This is a genomic window from Azospirillum sp. A1-3 (genome assembly GCF_023806445.1).
Lineage (GTDB): Bacteria > Pseudomonadota > Alphaproteobacteria > Azospirillales > Azospirillaceae > Azospirillum.
Window position 1 is genome coordinate 906,310 of sequence record NZ_JAMSLU010000002.1, and the last position, 18,736, is coordinate 925,045.

The following is an 18,736-nucleotide window of genomic DNA, read 5'->3' on the forward strand; positions in this document are numbered from 1 at the left end:
CCATGTCCATTTCAAGTGACTACTTCGTGATCCGCAACGCCATCGTCCGCGCCCGTGAGGCTGCCGGCATGTCGGTTGCGGAAGTGGCCCGGCGGTTAGGCGTGGCCCGCTCCACGGTTTCGGCGTGGGAGACCGGCCAGAACTTCATCCCGGCCGACAAGCTGTTTGGCTACGCCAAGCTGGTTGGCCTGCGCATCGTCGCCAACGTCGAACCGTCTCCCATCGAACTCGCTGTGCGCCGCGCCGCGCCCGCTCTGGAGGCCGTCCAATGACGCCCTACGAAACCATCGTCATGACCGCAACTCCCCACGGCTCCGGCTTCTGCGCCGATCTGCGCCGGGGCTACGACAAAGCGGAGCGCTACCCGCTGCTGACCCGCGCTTGGTGGGACCGGCACCCCGTCAACGGCATCAAGGCGCCCGTCGTGTGGCCGCCGGCACAGGAGGCTTGAGCCATGGGAGCCGCATACCGCAAGCCCATCGAACTGTCGCGCCGTGAGCGCATGCTCAAGACGGCCATCGCCCGCAACTCCAGCCCCGATCGCATGGGCGCCATAGAGTGCGCCTGCGCCTCCCAACTGCTGCATTCCATCCTGTGGGAAGCGGCGCACGACAAGAATTGCCCGGAAGACCTCCTGAAGCTGGCGGCGGACACCCTGCCGTTGATCCGTGCCGCCGCCCGCGAGCCGTTCCGCGCCTATACCTTCAAGCTTGGCGACGAACTGATCGCCGCGTCTGCTGACCTGTGCATGCTGGTCAAAGCCAAGTGCATCGACAGCGCCATCAAGCCGGTTGCCTACTTCTACACCGTCTATCTGTGGCTGGACGAACTGCTTAAGCGCGGTCCAGAGCGCGGAGGATTGGCCCTGGATGCCGAGTGGACCTTCGGCGCGGCGTGGGAGCGCATCGCACAGGAAGTCGCTCTGTCGGCCGATCTGCTGCCGGAAATTGAACGTTCGTGCCAGAAGCGCGCCCGCCGCTTCAAGGAAGCCTTTGAGTCCTACGGCTTCTTCGTGGACCCGACAGCCGGTCAGATGCGGGAGGCCGCGTGATGGCGGCCCACCTATACAGCAACCCCCGCGAAGGGCGGGGGAGTGCTTTAGGCGTCGGTGCGCTGCTTCTCAGTGAAGCCAACGGAGCCATCGGGGCGGAACTCGACGCCCTCAGCCTCAAGAACCTTCTGGACGGCGGCAACGCGGTCAGACCCCTGCTTAGGGTGCCCGTTCACGTGCTGCATGCGCTGGACAGTGGCCCACGGCACGCCGGACCGCTCTGCAAGCGTCTTCAGCGACCAGCCGATCATCGCCATCGCGGCACGTATTTGGCGTCCAGTAATCATCGGCGCGATCCTGAACATCACGGACCGCTGTGTGCAAGCTTGGATTTGCATGTCGATCTCTCACGTGATATGGTTGATCGCAGTTCGCCGAACGATCATATCCTAAGTGCGTAACTTATTCAACGCGCATATCGTGCGCACACGGTTTCCTTGGGGGTTACCGCTATGAAACGACCTTGGTTCGCGCTCTATCCGGGGGACTATCTGGCTGACACAAGTCGCCTGTCCACCGAGGGCCATGGGGCCTATCTGCTTCTTCTGATGGACTATTATTCGTCTGGCGTTCCGCTGCCGGACGATGACGTGGTGCTTTCCAACATCACGAAACTGCCGATCACGGCATGGCGTCGTCTGCGCCCAACGCTCTCCGGCTTCTTCGTCATCGTTGACGGGAAGTGGCGTCATCTGCGCGTGGAAAAGGAGCTGCGCGACGCGGAGACGAAGTACCAGACCCGCGTCGCTGCCAGCAAAGTTGCGAACGAAACCCGGTGGGCTGGAAAGCGCAAATCCGATCCGAAACGGACTCCCAATCGGATCGCAAACGGAATGCGTGACGTATCCCAACCACAATATAGGGACGCTGACGCTGCCTATGCGCAAAGTCATAGCCTGCCAGAAAGCAAGGAATTGCAAGGGTTAGAGCGGTGGCAGGGGGATAATCAGGGGGCAAATCCGGCCAACGACACACCCTCTGAGGGGCAGCCCGAATGGCGTGTCATCGGCGATGAGCCTGACCAATCCTCTGCCACCGTCATTCCCCTGCGCCGCGCGGTAGGTGACAAATGATCCGTCAGCTTCGCCCCTATCAGGAACGCGCGATAATCAGCCTCCGTGAAAGCCTGAAGTCCGGCAAGAAGCGTCCGGTTCTCCAGCTTCCAACGGGTGGCGGCAAGACCCGCGTGGCCGGCGAGATTGTCCGTATGGCCCGGGCCAAGGGCAAGCGAGTGATGTTCACCGTCCCTTCGCTGTCTCTGGTCAACCAGACGGTTGCCTCTTTCCAGCGTGACGGCATCGCTGAAATCGGCGTGATCCAGGCCGATCATGAGATGACCGACCCGAACCAGCCGGTGCAGGTTGCGACGATCCAATCTCTCAGCCGGCGGAAGCGCCCGGACGTTGATCTGGTCATCGTGGACGAGGCCCACACGATGTTTCGGGCATTCCTCGAATGGATCGCGTCCGACGAGATGAAGGACATCCCTGTCATCGGCCTGTCTGCCACGCCGTGGGCCAAGGGCATGGGGAAGCACTACGACGACCTGATCGTCTGCGCCACGCTCAAGGACATGATCGACCAGGGCTATCTGTCGCCGTTCAAGGTCTTCGCGCCGTCGCATCCCGATCTGTCGGGCGTGAGCGTCAGCAAGGGTGACTACGCCGTTGGCGAACTGGCCGACGTGATGAGCAAGCCCAAGCTGGTGGCCGACGTGGTTGACACTTGGATCAAGATGGGCGACGGGCGTCCGACGCTGGCGTTCTGTGTCAACCGGGCACATGCGAGGCACGTTCAGGACAGCTTCGAGGCGGCCGGCATCCCGTGCGGCTATGTCGATGCTTTCACGGAGATGGATGAGCGCGAGCGGATCAGCCAGAAGTTTCATGCTGGCGCCTACAAGGTCGTCGCCAACGTCGGAACCCTGACGACGGGCGTTGATTGGGACGTGCGCTGCATCATCGACGCTCGCCCGACCAAGAGTGAAGCCCTGTTCGTCCAGATTTACGGACGTGGCCTGCGCACCGCACCGGGCAAGGCTGATTGCATCATTCTCGACCACGCCGACAACTACACCCGGCATGGCTTCGTGACCGACATCCACCACGAAAGCCTTGACGACGGCTCCGTCCGCACCGCGTCCAAGCGCAAGGGCGCGCTGCCGAAGGAGTGCCCAAAATGCACGTTCCTCAAGCCGCCCAAGGTGGCGCAGTGCCCGTGCTGTGGCTTCAAGCCGGAAGGATCGCCGCGGAGCGACATCGAGACGGAAGACGGCGACCTTAGCGAGATCGTGCGTGGCAAGGGAACCAAGGCGACCGGCCCGAAGAACACGGTCAAGATCGGCGGCGTTTGGCTGCATCTCGCCGACTTCTACGGGCAACTCAAGTTCCGTGAGCGTGAGCGTGGGTACAGGAAGGGTTGGGCTGACAACCAATACCGCTCCGCCGTTCAAGTCTGGCCGAACGCCTACAAGAACGCTCCTCCCAAGCCGGTGACGTGGGAGGTCGATATATGGCTGAAGGCCCAGCAAATTCGCTACGCCAAGCGGCGGGAGAAGGAGCGGGCTGCCCATGCTCAGCCAGCCGCATGACGATGAATGCGAGGAACGCGCCGCCATCATCGAGCATGACGGCGGATTGCCAAGGCGATGGGCAGAGCCTCTAGCCCGCCTGCTGACCGCTCCTAAGCCGGGCGCGTACCTGCCGGAGCGATGGGAAATCATCAGGGCGGATGCGGCGGAACTGGTGGGTAGAAATTGGGCGCGGTTGGACACGGTGGGCTGGTCGCCGGCCGACGTGAAGGCGCTGATACCGATGATCGACGGTCGCCGCATCCTGGCAATCCACATGGGCGATCTTGTCGTCGAAATGCCGAATGGGAGCAAGGCGACGATTTGCCGACGGCCTGTGATCGACGGCCCGGCGAACTGGAACGAGGGAAGGAGGACAGGGTGAGCCAACAGAACAGAGAGCCGGTTTGGGAGCGCGCGTGCGGTCGCTGGCGTTCCGTCCTCCTGCAAGCCGGCATCCCGGCCGCGCACCTGACCGGCAAGCATGGCCCGTGCCCGATCTGCCAAGAGGGGAAGGATCGTTTCCGCTTCACGGATCACAACGGCACCGGCTCATGGGTCTGCAACGTCTGTGGTAACGGCACAGGAACGGATTTGATCCGCCGGTTCTTCGGAATTGGCTTCAAGGAAGCGGCGGAGCGGATCGAAGCGGTTCTTGGGACGGCGACGCGCGACGCGCCGACCAAAACCGAACCTGACCACGTGCTGCGCCAGCGGATGAACGATCTTTGGAAGGCGTCGGCTGCCATCCGGCCCGGCGACGTGGTGACGCGCTACATGGCCTCCCGTGGGATCGCCCTGAGGGAGTGGCCCAAGCCGCTGCGCTTCGTCAACACGCCGCGCTGCTTTGGCATGGTCGCCAAGGTCATCAACTCCGACAACGTGCCGGTCAACATTCACCGAACCTTCCTGACGCGCGACGGGCAGAAAGACCCGGAGAAGGTGCGCAAGGTCATGAAGGGCGAGTGCCCAGCCGGTAGCGCCATCCGCCTGTTTGACTTCGAGGAAGTTTTGGGAGTTGCGGAAGGAATTGAGACTGCCATCTCGGCAAGTCTGCTGTATAATGTTCCCGTGTGGTCGCTGTTGAATGCCAACGGGATCAAAGAGTTTCAGCCGCCGAAGCAAGTCAAGCGCCTCATGGTGTTTGCCGACAATGACGAGAATTACGTCGGACAGCACGCGGCTTTCTGCCTCGCCATGCGAGCGCGGACGATGAAGATTGAAACGGAAGTAATCATCCCCTCCGCCGTTGGTGATGATTGGAACGATGTTTTGATCCGGAAGAACACGCAAAGCAACGCCGCGTGAGCGGCTATTGTTTGGAGGGCAAACCAAATGAGCGAACTCACGCAATCTCGACTGAAAGCGCTGCTGCATTACGAGCCAGACACTGGCGCCTTCAAGTGGCTGGTGGCGACAAACAACAGCGTCCGCGTTGGTCAGGTGGCTGGGTGCGTCGGCGGGCACGGATATGTCCAAATCAGGCTGGACGGGCGGCAATATCTCGCCCACCGCCTTGCGTGGCTCTACATGACCGGCGAGTGGCCTGACGCTGATCTGGACCACATAAACCGAGTGAAGTCCGACAATCGGCTGGCCAATCTCCGCGAGGCGACGCGAAGCAAGAATATGGGAAACAAGTCGATGAGCAAAAACAACTCATCAGGAGTGAAAGGGGTGACGTGGGATAAGAGCCGCGGAAAATGGCAGGCTAAGATCATGGAAAACGGCAACAACCGCTTTCTTGGGCACTTCACCGACCTTGATGCCGCCGCCTCCGCCTATGCCTCCGCGGCCCGTGAGTATTTTGGCGAGTTCGCGCATCCAGCCGGTGATGCCACCCAATGACCTCAAGCGGAGCCGCAGTGCTCATGCCGCCTGACACCTATTCCCCAGCCCTGGGAGCAAGCCAAGTGACCACCACCAAGACTGAAACCGCCCCCGCGATTGTGCTGACTGAGGAAGGCTCGCGCCGCTTCTTCGACGCCATCATGAACCCCAAGCCTCCGTCGCCGCGGTTGGTTGCCGCCGCCGCGCGCTACAAGCGGCGAATGGGTCTGGATCAAGACAAGCCGGAGGACGCCGCATCCACCGCGAGCAATTCCTCCACCCACACCACGGAGGCCCGCTAAGCCATGCTGCTGTCTGACAACGAAATTGCCCTGTCCGGTATCATCGAGCCTTTCGAGGAAGGCCAAGTCCGCTTGGGCGGGACCAGCTACGGGCTTTCCAGCTACGGCTACGACGTGCGGCTGGGCAACGAGTTCGTGGTGATCAAGCCGTCTGCCGAGCCGCTGTCGCCGGAATGGATCAGCGAAGAGGACGTTGAGCGGATCGTTTCTGATCGGTTCACCATCCGGCCGGGCGCCTTCGTTCTGGCCGTCACCGCCGAGTACATCCGCATGCCGCCGGACGTGACGGGATTGGTCTGCGACAAGTCGTCGTGGGCTCGGTGCGGGCTGTCCGTCCAGAACACCGTCCTTGAAGCCGGCTGGGAAGGGGAAGTCACCCTGGAACTGCACAACCAGTCTCCCCGGCCTCTGCTGCTGACCGCCGGGCAGGGCATCGCCCAAGTGCTATTCGTGAAGGGCGAGCCGTGTCGGACTACCTACGCCGACAGGGCAGGGCGGTATCAGGGGCAGAGGGGCGTGACGCTGCCGCGGCGGTAAGTGGGGGTGAGGCAATCCCCACCGATACGCCGCCAAGCCCGCAGGATCGTCCGTGAGTGCGGTCTGGCGTTCCGGACGCAGCGAGAGGCGGGATTTTACCAGCGACGCTCCTGCGGCCTTTTACGGGCATTTGGCGGAGTGTCGCCGTTCCGCCAGTGCGCTACGCCAGTCGTTAAGACTTCGCAAGCATTGTGGCGAGCGCGCCAAAGTATGGCGAAGGAAATGAGAGCGGCGCTGAAGTTTTTGCTCTTGCGGCTGCCTGATCCGTGATAGACTAAGCGCTGAAATGAAGCGGCCCGCCGCCAGTGCTGTAACACCGACTGCGGGCCTGACCACTGCGAACAACGGGAGTTCGATGATGGCTATAGACAAAGATAACAGCACGACGCCTATCACTCAAGCCCGCCTCAAGGAACTTCTGGAGTACGATCCAGATACCGGCGTGTTTACGCGGCGCGTTTCCAGCGGCAATGCTACCGCTGGAAGTGTGGCTGGGCGATCCCTCCCGAGCGGGCATATCCAGATAGGTCTGGACGGTCGTCGCTACTACGCTCACCGACTGGCGTGGCTATACGTGTACGGCAACTGGCCTTCCGCAGAAATCGACCACGTTAATCGCTCTCCCGCAGACAACCGCTTGTCGAACCTACGCGAGGCGACCCGGCACGAAAACGGCGCAAAACGGTCAATTTTCAACAATAACACCAGCGGGGTGAAGGGCGTTTACTGGGAGGCGGCCTACGGGAAGTGGCACGCCAGGATCAGGGTAAACGGGGAGCTTCGCAGCCTCGGCAGGTTTGTTAGCCTTGACGAAGCCGCCGCCGCTTATGCCGCCGCCGCTCGCCAGTGCTTCGGTGACTTTGCCAATCCATCTGCCAAGGAGGCGCGTCATGGGTGATCTCGCTAAGGCGGAGGCCCTTGCCGCTGCCGCCGCGCTGGACCGGGAAGCCGCCGAACTGGCCGTGGCGATGTACGCCAAACTTGACGAGGCCGACCGTCTCCGCGCCCCGCACGTCGGATGGCTTGAACGCGAAATGGCTAAGGCATCGGCCGAAGTCGCGTGCTGGGAGCCAAGGAAACTGGCGGAATTCAGGGCACATTACGAGGCGCAGATGGAGACTTACAATGTCTGACCTCCCCTCCCTCATCTCCCGGCTGGAAGCGGCAGAAGGACCGAGCCGGGAACTGGACGGCATGATCCATGCCGCCGTGACCGGCAAGGAAGTGATCTACGACGGCGGAGAGCGCGTTGACAGCGCCTTCATCGTCGGCACGCAGGAGTGGACAGCCCGCGACGGGTCACGCCAAGCGACGGTGGAAGGTTACGCCCCGGCATACACGGGCAGCATCGACCAAGCGCTGATGCTTGCCGCCGACTGCGGCGTCGAAATGCATCGCCGGAGCAACTACGACCAAGACGGCATCCTCTGCACCGCCTACGTCTGGCCGATCCTGACCGATCATCGCGACATCGAGCGTGACCGTCTCCGTGGTGACGGCGCAAATCTCGCGCTTGCCGTCTGCGCTGCCGCTCTCCGCGCCAAGCTCTCTGAGGCCCGCCATGACTAACCGCTACACCCGCACGCTTCGCCGGCCCGGCATGCCACTGTTCTTCAAGCTCTGGTTCGCCCTGCTTGGTGTGCTGATCCTGTCCGGCTTCGGCGCCGTGATCTGGATTGTTGTCGCCCTGAGCCAAGCGGAGCCGGCCAATATCGGCGCGTCCCTAGGCGCTGCCGTCCGTGCATTTGAGCAAGCCCGCGAGGCACGCCATGACTAACCACCAAGAAGCCCTCACCCGCCTGACCCGCTGGCGTGATGAAGGCGCAAAGGAGTCGGGCGTGGGTGGTGTTTTTGCCGCTGACGTACTGACCATCCTCGATCTGGTGACGTGGAGGCCGATCAGCGAGGCGCCGAAGGACGGGACGTGGGTTCTGATCTGCGGCCCCGATCGTGGCGACGTGGACAAGTCCAAATTCGACCCTGACGCCGGCCTGTGGGTAGATGGCTGGGACGATGCCAACGAGTGCTGGCAATACCGCGGTTCGCGGCATGCTCCGCAACGCTGGATGCCGATGCCGTCGCATTTCTCGGAGGCCGACCATGACCGTGAGTGAGTTCGCCCTCATCGTAACGGCCAAGGTCGCATGGTTCTGCGGCTGGGTGCTGTCCTTCACCATCGGCGGCGTGGTTGGCGTGGTCATACTCAAGACCATCGACCAATCCGAACCAACGTCACAGATCGTCGGCGCCATCGTCTTTGCCGGCTGCCTGATCGCCGCTGCTGTTTGGTTCAAAAAGCCGGCGCAGTTGAAGGTCTACGGCAACGACTGGCGCATCAGTGAAGGCAAGGAGGCTGACCGTGGTTGACGCGAACCCAATGGGCCCCACCAGCTACTCCACCACTCCGCCGGCCGCATCGCTGAGCGCCGGAAAGCTGGCTGCCAGAGATACAGCCTTGCTGATCCTGAAGCGGGTGGAGGCGGCGACGTATGACGAAGACGCCCGGTCGATGGCTCGCGACATCATGGGCATCGTGGAGCGGGCTACAGCGACCGCACTGGAGGCGCTGACGGCAGAGCGTGACCGGCTGGCTGCCGAGCGGGACAAGCTGTTGCGGGATCGCGTCAACGGCTACGTCGTCGAGAACGGCACGGTCAACTATCTGGTCATCCGGGAAGCGCTGTCGAAGCTGAGCGGCGTTCCGGCCATGTCGGACGTGACGATGCGCCATGTCGAGATAATCGGCGAAAAGATGTCCGGCATCAAGGCCGAGGTGGAGCGGCTGAAGAGCATGCTTCCTCCGGAGCCAACCGACTACCGCCCGCTGTCTGTGGTGGTGGCGGAGATGCGCGCCGTCATTGCCGCATCCCCCGAGGCGCAGGCCGGGATCGCCGCATACTTTGCTGAGCAGGACGAAGAACGGTGGCGCGACGGCACGATCTACAACGCCCACCGCCGCCGTGTAGAGGCCGCCCATGCCGCCGCCAAGCAATCCCAGCGGGAGGCAGAGTGCCGGAACTGCCGTGATGGCTTTCCGGCGTACGCAGCTTGGCCGGACTGGCATATCTGCCCGATGTGCGGCCGGAACTGCGATGCCGCCGCCAAGGACGCCGGCATCGACATGGAGCTACTCGGCAAGCTGTGCCGCGAAGAGCCGGACGAAGCTACCAAGCGTGAGGTAACTGACATGATGGACGGCATACGTGCCGCAGAGGGGAGGGGGAAATGACCAGTTGGCTAGAGCGCGCCCTGCAAGAGATCGCCCTGTTCGTCCTGCTTATCGTCAAGATCGTGATGGCAGTGGTGCTCATTCCGTCGATCTTGCTGGCCGTGATCATGTTCACCTTGACCATCAACATCGCCCCTGCGGCAGCCGGGTTTCTCATGCAGCCCCGTGGGGTGATAGCGCTGATAGCGATCACGCTTTTTGCGACTTGGTGAACGGCGTGACAAGCATAAAGGTTGGCGCCAGCTACGTCGACAAAGTCACTGGCTATGCCGTCACGGTCACTGAGGTAACAGAGCGCGACATCTGGCTACGCTTCGACTTCGGAGACGGCAAATGCGGGACGGTCATCGGGCGTGACCATGCTACTGATACGCTGATCGAATACAAGCCGCCGCAAGATTGACACTGCGGCGGCGCTCGTTTGGTGGTATCATCCGGAGTCGAGAAATTCCCGCATGAGGATGTGATGCCGGCTCTTCTGGTCAGCGTTCCCGATGACATCCAGTTAGGCCGACAGGCTATTGCTGCCGACGCTCCCAAGCCCCGTCGCAAGCGGCGAATGAAGACCAAGGCGGAGTGGGCAAAGTTCGTCACCAAGAAGCACGGCCCGGCAGCCGTCAATGAGGCGCTAAAGAAGGCGTCCGCATCACGGAAGGCAGCGAACGACACGCGCCGCCGGACCTGGGGCCGGATCGCCAAGATCATCCAAGCCGATGCCGAAGAGGCGCGGGCCTTGGACATCAAGCTCGACAAGGATGCCGGGGTGAAGGTGTCCAGCGTTGGCGCTGACAAGGGCACCGCCCCGACCCGCAAGAAGATGCGCCCTGACACGCTGTTGTGGATGCTGGACAGAGGGCAACTGTCGCAGGAAGCCTATGACGCCGCTCTGTCGATACGCGCCGCCTACATGCTGATTACCATCGGCATGGACGCCAGAGTGGCGACGTATGGAGAGAGTTTCGGAGGGCGCGGGGATACGTGGGAGACGGCGTGGGCTGTCCAAATGCAGGAGCTTTACAACGACTGGTGCGACGTGATGGTGCAACGTGCCGCTGCCGCACAGAAAGTGCATCGTGGGACGCGACGCTGGCAGACTAGCCTTGTACACGATATCGTCATTGAGGGCATGACGTGCGCCGAAGTTGGCGCCGATAGAGGGATGTGCCGCAAGGCTGTGGCCGACATTTTCCGTGACGCTCTGGACCTTTATCTCGACATCAAGTCCGGGAAGGTGAGAGCGCCAACCAAGATGGCGGCATGAGGCGTACCGCTCTAGAGGCTATTACCACTTTCCCGCTTGACCGGTTTCCCCAACTAACTTATCTTGCCGTTATTGATCAGAGTTGCGTCTGGCGCCCGGCTCCCCGCTGAGGCGCCGTTCGTGTTTATGGGGAACGGACGTTCATGCGCCACCGTCCCGTCCAGATCGTCAAGACATCGGACTGGAGCGTTCCCTGGGAAGTCCTGAATGCGCCGGATGACGGCTGCGTCTTGACCAGTTTCCCGACGCAGGGCGCCGCACTGACCTACTGCAGCATCGTCGGCGCCAAGGTGGTTGAGGTTCGCAATGCCGGACAGCCCCAGCGACGCGCCGTTACCTGAAGGTATAGTCAAAACGACCATACCTTTGACCGCCGTGCCCACCGACAAAGCAGAGCCCGAATATGCCGCTGCTGTCGCTTTGTATGCCGCGATTATACCACGCCGGGCCGTTATGACGGCTGGCCCAGAGGACTAGCCATGCCTGACCCGTCAATCTCGCCAGAAACAGTTGGCATTGCGACGGGCGGAGGGGCATTGGCTATTGCCGGCCGGATGCTGTGGAGCGCGTGGCGAGGCTGGAAAAGTACGGCCCGATCCGACAAGCTCACCGAGCAAGCGGATAGGGTGGAGAGCGCGGCCATCAAGCAGCTTGAAGCGCATCTGGCCCGGATGGAGAAGGCGCAGGAAGCCGCCGAAGAGCGTCACAAGGCAGAGATAGCCAGTCTGTACAGGCGGATCGCTGAACAGGACGCCAAGATCGAAGAGCTTACCGACAAGCTGACGGAAGCCATTGACGACCGGTTGAAGGCCATCGAAGAGGCTTCCCGGTTGCGTGGCGATCACGTCCAGATGGAAGCCCGCCTCACCCACGAGATCGCCGAACATTCATCCTTGGCCCGGAGCCATGCTGAGCTGATCGGCGTCGTGAAGGAGTTGGCTTTATCGGAAGCAGACCGTGCATCGCCGGTCCTGGTGAAGGCGTTCGGCTGGCTCAAGCACTACCGGGCTCGCTTATCGGACGCGGCTTAACGCCGCAAAGCAAGCGGCCCCAGCATCAGCCGGGGCGCCCGCATCACTGCTTGGGGTAGTCGGTAAGCCCAAGAGACAGGGCCGCCATAGCGAGCCGGATGGTCTTGGGGATATCGGCATTCGGGATTTCGTGGTTCGCCACGGTGCGTCGCGAGAGGCCAAGGGCTTCCCCGGCCTCCGCCTGCGACTTGTACCGGGCTTTTCGCCATTCGGCGAAGTCTGAGCCTTTCATGGTGAGCCTCAAATGAAAACTTGCACGTTTCCTGCGGCGTCGCGGACGCCAAGCGTGGCTCCTTCTCTGTCGCAGTTGATTGGACGCAGCGCAATCTCCTTGGCCGCTGGCTGATCCAATGAGTAGGGAGATGGCGCAAGTTCTTTCACTCGGCAGGGTGCGGTAATGTACGTCAATACCGCCCTGACGGCTTCTGAGCGTGAGGCAAACGCGCCTGAATATTCGGCGTGGCCGTCAATGACGGGTGCGCGTTGTTCGATCTTGCCTTTCACTTCGTCGACCGAAGCGCCGCTGAACGTCGCAGAGTAGCTGGACAGCGACTTGGAGTTTTTGCTGGTGTCAAACAACACGGTTGCGCGGACTGGCATTGGTATCTCCATTAGTCAAAGTAGGCGTACTGGACGTAATCGACCCACGGGCCGATGCCGTTAGCGGCAAGCTGGTCAGGGTTCGAGGCAAAGACGCGGCCGAGGCCAGTGATGACGCGACCGCCGAAGACATCGCCGACGCTATGCTTGCGGGCTTCGACCAGAACGCGGCGGTCTCCGTTGCTGGGGTGCAGTTGGATGACGTTTCCAGCCTGTGCGGCGGCTTCCGCCTTCGCCTCTTTGATCTCGATGCGCTTGCACTCGGTGCGCAGGATTTCGGACAGCATCGCCTCTTCGCCGCGGTTGGCCTTGATCGACCAATAGCCGTCGCACTCGCGAGCGGTGTGGGCGATACGGGACTGCTTCAGCGCGTCCTTGACGAAATCGGCGGGCAGGTCGGTGACCAGCTTCTTGGAGGTAACGCCGGCACCGTTGCGGGAGATCGTGAAGGTCGGCATGGCTTGCTCCGTCGTTGGCGTCGTCTTGATGAACTCAGTATGTGCAAATCCTGCACATGCGTCAATGCAGAAAATGCACAGTCTCCCGGATTTTGTGCTCACTCCCTGCACATGAGGCGCCCATGACGACGTGCCAAGAGTTCTGCCGCGCTGCACCCCAGTGCGCCCCATGCGACGCACTGGACGCTGAGCTAGACCGCATCGCCTTGGGCCGTGTGCCTCAGTACGTCGAGGGCCTGGACGAAGACGGACGCTTCGCCGTGCTCAATGGCCGCCGTGTCCGCCACCCCGACGAACAGTGAGGTTGCCATGCCAGCCTGTCTCGACTGCGGCTTATCCGGCCGGCACTTCGACGGCTGTCCGCTGAGCGTGACTGACGAACTGGTGACGGACAGTGACGGCACGCTGACCCTGCGTCGCACGGTCAACACGGACGCGCCGATCTGCGGCCCTGAACGCCTAGGTGACCGCCTGGACCGCATAGAGCGTCAGGTGGCTGAGAGATCGAGGGAGTGGTGAACATGAGCGACAACGCCTTAGGCAAGTCTGCCCTGGAACTGGTGGACGAGATCAAAGCCGCCAACGTCGTTCATGTCGCCGCCACTGCATTCGCCGGCCATTACGTCCGCGTCGAAAAGGCTGTGGCCCTGGAAGCCCTGGACCTGCTCATTAGCTGCGCCGAAGAGGATCGCGACGATCCGGCCAATAGCAAGGCGTTCGCCATCGCTTGGTTTGTGGACGAGAACAACGACATCTGGATCGGGTGACCGCCATGGCTAGATTAGTCCCCGGCCGCTGCCCGCCATTCAGCCGATCCGCTCCGCGCATCACTGACGGATGCAGCGAGGCTGCGGCAAAAGCTCAGGCGGAGCGCATCAACGACCTGTGGCGCTCCATCGGTCGCAAGGCCAATGCCCGCGCTGTACAGGTGGCGGGCGCAGATACGCACTTCGCTGTGTGGGGCGTGACCAGCGATCTCGTCAACGGGATGCCGCCATGCTGATCGAAGCCTTCCGCAAGCTGGCGCAGGCCATCACTAAGCCCGGCACTCCGGAGGCCGCCTTCTTCGACGCAGCCTGTGACGAGATGGCAGAGAGCCGACGCCGCTTCGACGAACGGCAGGCCCGCATCGACCAGAGCATACGTCGGGGCGCCCGCCTCACTGACCACAGGTTCCGGCCATGAAGCCTGTAGATCAAGACCGCTTCCACGACAAAGAAGCCGGGACGCGCGGCAACTGCATGCAGGCCGCCGTTGCTTCGCTGTTGGGCCTGCCGCTTGCTGACGTGCCAGACTTCCTTGAGGCCCGTGACCGCGGCAGCCACGAAGAGTTGGCGCTTGGCTATTGGCTCGAAGGTCTGGGCTTCGACATGATCCGCCTGCCCGGCAACCACTGCCCCGATGCCTACTATCTGGCAAGCGGGCCGGCATCACGTGGCGTCCATCACATGGTAGTCATGAAGGCCGGCGAACTGGCGCACGACCCTCACCCAAGCCGGGCCGGTCTGCTGAAGGCCGATCACGTCTATGTGCTGGTGCCGATGCGCCCGGCCGATGCGCTGAAGGGCATGGCGCCATGAACCGCAGCATGCAGCCCACCCTACAGGCCGTAGAGCGCATCACGCCTCCCGCCGGCCCTTCCGTCCAGCGTCTAGCCTACAGCTACAGCCGGGGCTACGAGGACGGGCTACAGCACGGCAAGCGCCACGCCTACACCCGTGCGGGATGGGCAATGGCTGCGCTTGCTGCGGCTGGGGTGATCGTCGCTTGGGTGATTGGGTAGAGAGACAGGATACGAGACATGGCACGCAAGACGACGGACAAGGGAGAGCCGCAGAAGCGCGGCAGGCCGTCGTCCTACACGCCAGAGATTGCCGCAGCGATTTGTGATCGCCTCGCCAATGGGCAAAGCCTCAGGGCAATATGCCGTGACGAAGACATGCCAGCAGAAGCGACGGTAAGGGGTTGGGTTGTTGACGATGTAAATGGCTTTTCCGCGCAATACACGCGGAGCCGGGACATCGGCCTAGACGCGATTGCCGACGAAGTGTTCGACATCTCGGACAACATCGCAGGAGACCCAACGCGCGACCGTCTCCGCTTTGATGCGCGCCGCTGGTACTTGTCGAAGCTGGCGCCGAAGCGCTACGGGGACAAGGTGACGCAGGAACACAGCGGGCCTGATGGCAAGCCCATCGAAACGGACGGATCGCTCCGCATTGAGTTCGTGTCGCCCAAGCGGGGCGACGGCAACGGGGGCTGACGATGCCGACCATCCAAATGCCGGAGGTGTTCAGCTTCCTCTTCGAGGGGCAGGCTAGGTACCGTGCGGCGTGGGGAGGTCGGGGCAGCGGAAAGTCACACGCCTTCGCCCAAGCACTGGTCCTACAGGCCGCACAGAAACCTCTCCGCATCCTCTGCTGCCGCGAGATACAGCGCAGCATCAAGGACAGCGTGAAGCGGCTCCTTGACGACAAGATCGCCGCCTCTGGCCTGTCGGGCTTCTACCAGAGCACTGACACGGAGATACGCGGGGCGAATGGCTCGCTCTTCGTGTTCGCAGGGTTGCGGACCAACCCGGACAGCATCAAGAGCTTGGAGGGGTTGGATCGTGCATGGATCGAAGAGGCCGCGACGGTCTCTCAGAATAGCCTGAACATCCTGATCCCGACGCTGCGTAAGCCCGGCTCCGAAATCTGGATGACGTGGAACCCACGGCTTCCGAACGACCCGGTCGAGACGTTGCTGAGGGGTTCTGACGCGCCGCCGAACGCCGTGGTCAAGCGGGTGAATTGGGATGACAACCCCTGGTTCCCCGATGTCCTGCGGGACGAAATGGAATGGGACCGTCGCCGCGACCCTGATAAGTACGCTCACATCTGGTTGGGCGAGCATCAGCGGAACAGCGAGGCCCGCGTCTTCAAGAACTGGCGGATCGAGGCGTTCGACACGCCGGCCGATGCGCGGTTCTACTTCGGTGCCGACTGGGGGTTCAGCGTTGACCCAACCGTCTTGGTGCGGTGCTGGATCAACGGCAGGACGCTCTACATCGACAAGGAAGCCTACAAGGTCGGCTGCGAGATCGACAACACGCCCGCCCTGTTCCGCACGGTCCCCGGCTCCGACAAATGGCCGATCCGTGCCGACAGTGCCCGGCCCGAGACGATCAGCTACGTGCAGAAGCACGGCTTCCCACAAGTCGTCGCGGCGAACAAGGGCCAAGGCTCCGTTGAAGACGGCATCGAGTTCCTCAAGAGCTACGACATCGTCGTCCACCCCGACTGTAAGCACACAATCGACGAGCTAACCCTGTACTCCTACAAGGTGGACAAGCTGACCGGCGAAGTCCTGCCGCAGTTGGAGGACAAGGAAAACCACGTCATCGACGCTATCCGTTACGCCATTGAGTTGCTCCGGAAGCCGGAAGCGAAGTCCATTCATCTGCCCTTCATGCGCCGCTAAGGATGCCCCATGCTCAAGACCCTGCAACAGGCCATGGCGACCGACCGGGATTACCCGGCGCGCACTGCCCGCGTGCAGTGGCTCGGGAGCGTCTTGGATGGCTCCATGTACGACTGCCTGCCGTACGAGTTCCATGAGGAACAGGAGCCAAGCGGGGCTTATGTCCCACTGGCGGAGCGGCGGCCTTCGGTGCGCTACAACCTGTGCAAGGTGATCGTCAACGACAGCGTGTCCATGCTGTTCAGCGAGGGGCACTTTCCCACGCCACATTCGGACGATGAGGAAACAGCGCAGGCGTTGAGCAAGGTCATCGCCGATAGCAAGCTGAACGAGGTGATGGTTGACGCCGCCACCCGCGGCTCTGTCGGCTCCGTCGCCATCCTCATGCGGGTTCTTGGCAACCGGGTGTTCTTCTCCGCCCTGCCGACTGCCTATCTGTCGCCGGCATGGCGCCCTGATGCCCCCGACGTGCTGGAGAGCGTGACGGAGCAGTACAAGGTGAAGGGCTCCGTACTGGCTGCGCAGGGCTATGACGTGGTGGCGCTGTACAAGGCAGGCGTGACCGTCAAGCAGCCGCAGGGGCGTGGTGTGAAGGTGGACGTTACCGCCGAGGCCATGGCCGCAGACTTCTGGTTCCGCCGTGTCTGGGATGCGTCTGCCGAGAACTGGTATCTTCCTTGGCCGGTGATGTCCGACAAGCCGGTTGAACCGGTCATCGACGCAGACCGAACGGTAAAGCACACGCTCGGGTTTGTGCCCATGGTATGGGTGCGGAACCTGCCGGGCGGAGACGATGCGGACGGCGCATGCACCTTCGAAGCGGCCATCTCGACGCAGGTTGAGATTGAGTACCAGCTTTCGCAGGCTGGCCGGGGGCTCAAGTACAGTTCCGACCCCCTGTTGATGATCAAGGAGCCGCCCACGGGCAACGGCAACCTCATCAAGGGGGCGAACGCCCTGGTCGTGTCCAAGGAGGGCGACGCGAAGCTATTGGAGATCAGCGGGTCTGCCGCTGGGGCCGTGGTCGAATACGCCCGCGCCCTGCGTGCCTTCGCTCTGGAGGCCGTGGGTGGCAACCGCGCCGATGCCGACAAGCTGTCCGCCGCTCAGTCCGGCCGGGCGATGGAACTCATGAACCAAGCCCTCATCTGGCTTGCGGATCGGCTCCGTTGTTCCTACGGCGAGGGGGCGTTGCTCGATCTGCTGTACATGGTCATCAAGGCCGGTCAGAGGTTCCCGCTTGCCGACAAGCACGGGCGCCCGATCCCGAAGATGAACCCAGCATCCGAAGTGACGCTCAACTGGCCGCGCTGGTACGCCCCGACAGCCACAGACCGCCAGAACGACGCGACCACGCTCAAGACGCTGCGGGACAGTAACCTCATCAGCCAGGAGACGGCAATCGCCAACGTCGCCGATGACTACGACATCGCGGACGTGGGGGAAGAGGTGGCCCGCATCGAAGGCGATCAGGACAAGGCCATGCAGAGGCTAGCCGACATGACGCCTGACGACACCGGGGAAGACGGCCACGGCCGCATGCCCATGCCGAAGGGAGACGCAGGGGGTGAGTGATGGTCGATCTTCTCACGGACGATCCCAAGGACGCTGAGAAGACGGCGCAGGACTACGAGCGGGAGCTAACGGCGGCCATTCTGGCGGCCTTGCTGCTGTTCCGGTCCCGTGCAGCCACAGTCACCGTCTGGTACATGCCGGCTTCGTGGTGGAGCGACTTCGCCCTGTCGATGGGTGGGGCGCTTGCTCCGATCTTCGACGCTCACGACGCCGCCGCCCGCGCCCTGTACCGCTCATTTGACAGCCTGGACCCTGCCGTCGTTGCCACGGAGCGTGACGCCAAGCGCGCGTTCCTCAAGCAGTTCGGCGCGGGGACGAAAGCCGCGGTCGATGCGGTGTTCGCATGGGGCAAGCGCAACGGGCTGACCATCGAAGAGGTGGGTAAGGTGCTGTCCTTCGCCGCCGGCACCAATGCCCGGCAGACGGGCGGCTTGCTGGTCCAACTGGAGACGCTGAAGGCTCTAGGCGCAAAGGAAGCCGACATCAACCGCGTCATGCGGGAGTGGGCAACCAAGGCGCTGAAGGAGCGGGCCAAGATGACCGCCGCCACGGAGCTTTGGAACGCCGTGCAGATGGGGCGCGAGAGCGCGGCAAAGCAGGCACAGCGCCGGAGCAATGAGGCGGTGGAGGTGCGGAAATACTGGCAGGTCGCTCTTGATGAGCGACTGTGCCCGGTCTGCGCTGCCATTCCCAGCATGAACCCAAACGGCGTGCCGGTGGGTGAGGCGTTCCGGACGCCTGTTGGCCCCGTCGATGCCCCGACAATCCATCCCCGGTGCCGCTGCACCCTGACATTCGAAGCAGTTTCGCCCGGCCAGTTCTGACCGGGCG

Annotated in this window: 33 protein-coding genes; 29 read left to right on the forward strand and 4 right to left on the reverse strand. The window is 62.6% G+C overall.

Translation table 11 applies throughout. The features are described 5' to 3' along the window. The first annotated feature begins 2 nt into the window (after nucleotides 1-2). From M5E06_RS17680 to M5E06_RS17690, 3 genes are read left to right on the forward strand one after another with little or no spacing between them, the layout of a single operon-like run. The gene (locus tag M5E06_RS17680) at nucleotides 3-272 is read left to right on the forward strand and encodes a helix-turn-helix transcriptional regulator (protein ID WP_252139286.1); all 270 of its coding nucleotides are present in this window, start codon (nucleotides 3-5) and stop codon (nucleotides 270-272) included. Beyond that, nucleotides 269-451, forward strand: coding sequence for a hypothetical protein (locus M5E06_RS17685; RefSeq protein WP_252139287.1), 183 nt, complete (start codon nucleotides 269-271; stop codon nucleotides 449-451). Before M5E06_RS17680 ends, M5E06_RS17685 begins: the two co-directional genes overlap by 4 nt. A gap of 3 nt (nucleotides 452-454) precedes the next feature. Continuing rightward, nucleotides 455-1,051 (forward strand): hypothetical protein, encoded by a 597-nt coding sequence (locus tag M5E06_RS17690; protein ID WP_252139288.1) that lies wholly within the window; start codon nucleotides 455-457, stop codon nucleotides 1,049-1,051. A 47-nt stretch (nucleotides 1,052-1,098) separates the two neighbouring features. On the opposite strand, the gene M5E06_RS17695 is transcribed toward M5E06_RS17690, so the two are convergent. Next, nucleotides 1,099-1,338: an MGMT family protein gene (locus M5E06_RS17695; protein ID WP_252139289.1), complete on the reverse strand. Its 240-nt coding sequence runs from the start codon at nucleotides 1,336-1,338 to the stop codon at nucleotides 1,099-1,101. 165 nt (nucleotides 1,339-1,503) lie between these two features. Between M5E06_RS17695 and M5E06_RS17700 the strand changes: the two genes are divergently transcribed. The 19 genes from M5E06_RS17700 (at nucleotide 1,504) to M5E06_RS17790 (ending at nucleotide 11,810) form a co-directional block, all read left to right on the forward strand. Beyond that, complete coding sequence (locus M5E06_RS17700) at nucleotides 1,504-2,124, forward strand: YdaU family protein (RefSeq protein ID WP_252139290.1); 621 nt, start codon at nucleotides 1,504-1,506, stop codon at nucleotides 2,122-2,124. Continuing rightward, complete coding sequence (locus M5E06_RS17705) at nucleotides 2,121-3,641, forward strand: DEAD/DEAH box helicase (RefSeq protein ID WP_252139291.1); 1,521 nt, start codon at nucleotides 2,121-2,123, stop codon at nucleotides 3,639-3,641. Before M5E06_RS17700 ends, M5E06_RS17705 begins: the two co-directional genes overlap by 4 nt. Then, nucleotides 3,622-4,005, forward strand: a complete 384-nt coding sequence (locus tag M5E06_RS17710; RefSeq protein WP_252139292.1) for a hypothetical protein — start codon at nucleotides 3,622-3,624, stop codon at nucleotides 4,003-4,005. Before M5E06_RS17705 ends, M5E06_RS17710 begins: the two co-directional genes overlap by 20 nt. Next, nucleotides 4,002-4,928 (forward strand): toprim domain-containing protein, encoded by a 927-nt coding sequence (locus tag M5E06_RS17715; protein WP_252139293.1) that lies wholly within the window; start codon nucleotides 4,002-4,004, stop codon nucleotides 4,926-4,928. The genes M5E06_RS17710 and M5E06_RS17715 overlap by 4 nt, the downstream gene beginning before the upstream one ends. 27 nt (nucleotides 4,929-4,955) lie before the next feature. After that, on the forward strand, nucleotides 4,956-5,468 hold the full coding sequence (locus M5E06_RS17720) for an HNH endonuclease signature motif containing protein (RefSeq protein WP_252139294.1): 513 nt from the start codon (nucleotides 4,956-4,958) through the stop codon (nucleotides 5,466-5,468). Nucleotides 5,469-5,533: 65 nt separating this feature from the next. Next, nucleotides 5,534-5,752: a type II toxin-antitoxin system TacA family antitoxin gene (locus tag M5E06_RS17725; RefSeq protein WP_252139295.1), complete on the forward strand. Its 219-nt coding sequence runs from the start codon at nucleotides 5,534-5,536 to the stop codon at nucleotides 5,750-5,752. A gap of 3 nt (nucleotides 5,753-5,755) precedes the next feature. Next, complete coding sequence (gene dcd, locus M5E06_RS17730) at nucleotides 5,756-6,289, forward strand: dCTP deaminase (RefSeq protein ID WP_252139296.1); 534 nt, start codon at nucleotides 5,756-5,758, stop codon at nucleotides 6,287-6,289. 355 nt (nucleotides 6,290-6,644) lie between these two features. Continuing rightward, nucleotides 6,645-7,187 carry an HNH endonuclease signature motif containing protein gene (locus tag M5E06_RS17735; RefSeq protein WP_252139297.1) on the forward strand — a complete coding sequence of 181 codons (543 nt, stop codon included), beginning with the start codon at nucleotides 6,645-6,647 and terminating at the stop codon, nucleotides 7,185-7,187. Next, nucleotides 7,180-7,422, forward strand: a complete 243-nt coding sequence (locus M5E06_RS17740; RefSeq protein ID WP_252139298.1) for a hypothetical protein — start codon at nucleotides 7,180-7,182, stop codon at nucleotides 7,420-7,422. The genes M5E06_RS17735 and M5E06_RS17740 overlap by 8 nt, the downstream gene beginning before the upstream one ends. Continuing rightward, nucleotides 7,415-7,858 carry a hypothetical protein gene (locus M5E06_RS17745; RefSeq protein ID WP_252139299.1) on the forward strand — a complete coding sequence of 148 codons (444 nt, stop codon included), beginning with the start codon at nucleotides 7,415-7,417 and terminating at the stop codon, nucleotides 7,856-7,858. Before M5E06_RS17740 ends, M5E06_RS17745 begins: the two co-directional genes overlap by 8 nt. After that, nucleotides 7,851-8,066 (forward strand): hypothetical protein, encoded by a 216-nt coding sequence (locus tag M5E06_RS17750; RefSeq protein ID WP_252139300.1) that lies wholly within the window; start codon nucleotides 7,851-7,853, stop codon nucleotides 8,064-8,066. Before M5E06_RS17745 ends, M5E06_RS17750 begins: the two co-directional genes overlap by 8 nt. Continuing rightward, nucleotides 8,059-8,403, forward strand: coding sequence for a hypothetical protein (locus M5E06_RS17755; protein WP_252139301.1), 345 nt, complete (start codon nucleotides 8,059-8,061; stop codon nucleotides 8,401-8,403). The genes M5E06_RS17750 and M5E06_RS17755 overlap by 8 nt, the downstream gene beginning before the upstream one ends. Continuing rightward, nucleotides 8,390-8,656, forward strand: coding sequence for a hypothetical protein (locus M5E06_RS17760; RefSeq protein ID WP_252139302.1), 267 nt, complete (start codon nucleotides 8,390-8,392; stop codon nucleotides 8,654-8,656). Before M5E06_RS17755 ends, M5E06_RS17760 begins: the two co-directional genes overlap by 14 nt. Further along, nucleotides 8,649-9,518 (forward strand): hypothetical protein, encoded by an 870-nt coding sequence (locus tag M5E06_RS17765; protein ID WP_252139303.1) that lies wholly within the window; start codon nucleotides 8,649-8,651, stop codon nucleotides 9,516-9,518. The genes M5E06_RS17760 and M5E06_RS17765 overlap by 8 nt, the downstream gene beginning before the upstream one ends. Beyond that, nucleotides 9,515-9,730, forward strand: a complete 216-nt coding sequence (locus M5E06_RS17770; RefSeq protein ID WP_252139304.1) for a hypothetical protein — start codon at nucleotides 9,515-9,517, stop codon at nucleotides 9,728-9,730. Before M5E06_RS17765 ends, M5E06_RS17770 begins: the two co-directional genes overlap by 4 nt. A gap of 5 nt (nucleotides 9,731-9,735) precedes the next feature. After that, nucleotides 9,736-9,921 (forward strand): hypothetical protein, encoded by a 186-nt coding sequence (locus M5E06_RS17775; protein WP_252139305.1) that lies wholly within the window; start codon nucleotides 9,736-9,738, stop codon nucleotides 9,919-9,921. A 63-nt stretch (nucleotides 9,922-9,984) separates the two neighbouring features. Next, entirely contained in the window at nucleotides 9,985-10,779 is a 795-nt protein-coding gene (locus M5E06_RS17780; RefSeq protein WP_252139306.1) for a hypothetical protein, read from the forward strand. Nucleotides 10,780-10,922: 143 nt separating this feature from the next. Further along, on the forward strand, nucleotides 10,923-11,120 hold the full coding sequence (locus M5E06_RS17785) for a hypothetical protein (protein WP_252139307.1): 198 nt from the start codon (nucleotides 10,923-10,925) through the stop codon (nucleotides 11,118-11,120). A gap of 138 nt (nucleotides 11,121-11,258) precedes the next feature. Then, nucleotides 11,259-11,810 carry a hypothetical protein gene (locus M5E06_RS17790; RefSeq protein WP_252139308.1) on the forward strand — a complete coding sequence of 184 codons (552 nt, stop codon included), beginning with the start codon at nucleotides 11,259-11,261 and terminating at the stop codon, nucleotides 11,808-11,810. Nucleotides 11,811-11,853: 43 nt separating this feature from the next. Here M5E06_RS17790 and M5E06_RS17795 read toward each other — a convergent pair whose 3' ends face one another. The 3 genes from M5E06_RS17795 to M5E06_RS17805 are packed head-to-tail and all read right to left on the reverse strand — an operon-like array spanning nucleotide 11,854 to nucleotide 12,868. Beyond that, nucleotides 11,854-12,042 carry a helix-turn-helix domain-containing protein gene (locus M5E06_RS17795; protein WP_252139309.1) on the reverse strand — a complete coding sequence of 63 codons (189 nt, stop codon included), beginning with the start codon at nucleotides 12,040-12,042 and terminating at the stop codon, nucleotides 11,854-11,856. Between the two features lie 8 nt (nucleotides 12,043-12,050). Further along, on the reverse strand, nucleotides 12,051-12,410 hold the full coding sequence (locus M5E06_RS17800; protein WP_252139310.1) for a hypothetical protein: 360 nt from the start codon (nucleotides 12,408-12,410) through the stop codon (nucleotides 12,051-12,053). An 11-nt stretch (nucleotides 12,411-12,421) separates the two neighbouring features. Continuing rightward, nucleotides 12,422-12,868, reverse strand: coding sequence for a hypothetical protein (locus M5E06_RS17805; RefSeq protein WP_252139311.1), 447 nt, complete (start codon nucleotides 12,866-12,868; stop codon nucleotides 12,422-12,424). A gap of 521 nt (nucleotides 12,869-13,389) precedes the next feature. Here M5E06_RS17805 and M5E06_RS17810 point away from each other — a divergent pair. The 7 genes from M5E06_RS17810 (at nucleotide 13,390) to M5E06_RS17840 (ending at nucleotide 18,729) form a co-directional block, all read left to right on the forward strand. Then, the gene (locus M5E06_RS17810) at nucleotides 13,390-13,635 is read left to right on the forward strand and encodes a hypothetical protein (RefSeq protein WP_252139312.1); all 246 of its coding nucleotides are present in this window, start codon (nucleotides 13,390-13,392) and stop codon (nucleotides 13,633-13,635) included. A 229-nt stretch (nucleotides 13,636-13,864) separates the two neighbouring features. Further along, nucleotides 13,865-14,053 (forward strand): hypothetical protein, encoded by a 189-nt coding sequence (locus tag M5E06_RS17815; protein ID WP_252139313.1) that lies wholly within the window; start codon nucleotides 13,865-13,867, stop codon nucleotides 14,051-14,053. Continuing rightward, a complete protein-coding gene (locus tag M5E06_RS17820; RefSeq protein WP_252139314.1) occupies nucleotides 14,050-14,448 on the forward strand; it encodes a hypothetical protein in 399 nt (132 codons plus the stop codon). The genes M5E06_RS17815 and M5E06_RS17820 overlap by 4 nt, the downstream gene beginning before the upstream one ends. Nucleotides 14,449-14,669: 221 nt before the next feature. Further along, complete coding sequence (locus M5E06_RS17825; RefSeq protein ID WP_252139315.1) at nucleotides 14,670-15,131, forward strand: terminase small subunit-like protein; 462 nt, start codon at nucleotides 14,670-14,672, stop codon at nucleotides 15,129-15,131. Nucleotides 15,132-15,133: 2 nt separating this feature from the next. After that, a complete protein-coding gene (locus tag M5E06_RS17830; RefSeq protein WP_252139316.1) occupies nucleotides 15,134-16,330 on the forward strand; it encodes a PBSX family phage terminase large subunit in 1,197 nt (398 codons plus the stop codon). Nucleotides 16,331-16,339: 9 nt separating this feature from the next. After that, the gene (locus M5E06_RS17835; RefSeq protein WP_252139317.1) at nucleotides 16,340-17,905 is read left to right on the forward strand and encodes a phage portal protein; all 1,566 of its coding nucleotides are present in this window, start codon (nucleotides 16,340-16,342) and stop codon (nucleotides 17,903-17,905) included. Further along, complete coding sequence (locus M5E06_RS17840) at nucleotides 17,905-18,729, forward strand: phage minor head protein (RefSeq protein WP_252139318.1); 825 nt, start codon at nucleotides 17,905-17,907, stop codon at nucleotides 18,727-18,729. Before M5E06_RS17835 ends, M5E06_RS17840 begins: the two co-directional genes overlap by 1 nt. Nucleotides 18,730-18,736: the final 7 nt, after the last annotated feature.